Annotated in this window: 2 protein-coding genes and 1 pseudogene; 2 read left to right on the forward strand and 1 reads right to left on the reverse strand. The window is 30.4% G+C overall.

Translation table 11 applies throughout. The features are described 5' to 3' along the window. Nucleotides 1-350: 350 nt before the first annotated feature. Complete coding sequence (locus tag HNQ03_RS15965) at nucleotides 351-560, reverse strand: hypothetical protein (protein WP_173780691.1); 210 nt, start codon at nucleotides 558-560, stop codon at nucleotides 351-353. A gap of 274 nt (nucleotides 561-834) precedes the next feature. Between HNQ03_RS15965 and HNQ03_RS15970 the strand changes: the two are divergent. Both HNQ03_RS15970 and HNQ03_RS15975 read left to right on the forward strand, forming a co-directional pair. Further along, nucleotides 835-1167 (forward strand): annotated as a pseudogene (locus HNQ03_RS15970) (SMI1/KNR4 family protein); the annotation flags it as partial. Between the two features lie 178 nt (nucleotides 1168-1345). Next, nucleotides 1346-1630 carry a hypothetical protein gene (locus HNQ03_RS15975; RefSeq protein WP_173780692.1) on the forward strand — a complete coding sequence of 95 codons (285 nt, stop codon included), beginning with the start codon at nucleotides 1346-1348 and terminating at the stop codon, nucleotides 1628-1630. Nucleotides 1631-1689: the final 59 nt, after the last annotated feature.

Below are 1689 nucleotides of genomic sequence, written 5' to 3' on the forward strand. Positions count from 1 at the left end.
TTTTTTGTAGCCATTTTAATTGTATTTTTGAATTAATAAAAACAAAGGTAACAAAACAGCGAATCGGGAAAAGCTACCGAAGGTTTAGTTCAACACGGTATATAAAAAATAGCGGATTCAATGCTAAATCGAAGATTTTTTCTATTTTAGAAGTTCAGTTTTTAACCGAAAGTTCTCGCATTTTTAGCCGCTACTTTTCATATACGCAAAACGTCAGGCTGTGAAAAAACTCAATTTCCACCTAAGTATTCAATTTAATCAACCTTTCAAACCTCAATAAATACATTTTTAAGCTGGCTGGCTTTTAGGCTACAATTGATAATGTATTTTTTACATAACCGAAAACAAGCTCAAAATAAGTCTTTTTTATAACAAAACAAGACTTCGCTTTGTAAGGCGACTTCCAGTTCTTTAATTTTGCAATCAAAACCCAATGCTTTTAAATCGATATATTCCACAAAAGCATCTACAAACCGAACATGATTATCCTGAGAAATCGGATCTTCTAAATACGTAAAAACCATTTGGTTGCGGGCAATTCTAGTGACATGTTGCATCATTAAATATACGAAAATAGAAGCGAATTATTAAAATTATTTCCCTATTTTTGAATATAATATACAAAGGTTTTTTCCCAGACTGACGTTGGCAGAAACCCTAGAAAAACTAAATGGAAAATAGAATTCTAAATATTTATAATGAGTTACTGAAATTCGCTAATTCACTTTTGTATTTAGAAACTTCAATAATTGATAGCCGAATTGAAGATTTCGAAAACAACATTGGTTATAAACTACCGAAAGATTTTAAGTCTTTAATTAAAAGCACAATGGTTTTTCTCTAAACGGTACCGAAGTTTATGGAATTGGAAAAGCGTTTGGCGAAAATTCGCTTGACAAAATCTATGATTTTGAACATTACAAAGTAGAAAATCTGATGCCGAAATTTTTTTTACCATTTTCACCTGACGGATATGGAAATCATTATTGCATAGATTTATCAAGAAATGAAAATGAAATATGTCCAATTGTATTTTGGCAACACGATTGCACTTATGAAAAAATAACAGAAGTCGAAACTTGTAATACAAATTTTGCCGAATGGATTAAGAAAGTAATGATTGAATGGACTCTTGAAGAATATTATTATAACGGAACAGAAAAATAAAAAGGGCTATCTGCCAACAGCGGTTTGCAAAAATGGCGAAATATGTGGTAAATTCACATTTATTTTTCGCAAGAAATTTTATCTTTAGCAGAAAATAATCGGTTACGAAGTTTGCAACCTCGCAAAGCCGCGAAACGCACGATGTGCGTCAGGCTCGAAGATCTGCTAAAAAAGACATATGAAATTATGCATCAAGCTATTTCTACTAACAATAATTGACTTTATCATTATATGGTTCTTAGTTAAAGAAAATGATCCTGATCCAAGTGTTTCAATTGCTTTGGTAATTGTAATTCCTGCAACAATATTAATAAATCTTGGAATTGCATTAGCATTATATTTTATAAAAAAAGAGTATTCAAAAGTATTTGCAATCAACTCATTTATTGCTACAATCATAATGTATTTCTTGTTCATAAACGGAATTGAATATTCTACCCTCATTTCTTTAGACCACAATTAGTTGTTTCTTAATTGTTTTTATGCTGCTAATTTATACATTTCCAATGGCTTTTTGAGTTT

Origin of the sequence: Frigoriflavimonas asaccharolytica (genome assembly GCF_013294015.1) — a bacterium.
GTDB lineage: Bacteria > Bacteroidota > Bacteroidia > Flavobacteriales > Weeksellaceae > Frigoriflavimonas > Frigoriflavimonas asaccharolytica.

Coding starts and splice junctions, on each gene's coding strand:
- HNQ03_RS15965 (WP_173780691.1), bottom strand. CDS start 560: ATGATGCAACATGTCACTAGAATTGCCCGCAACCAAATGGTTTTTACG.
- HNQ03_RS15975 (WP_173780692.1), top strand. CDS start 1,346: ATGAAATTATGCATCAAGCTATTTCTACTAACAATAATTGACTTTATC.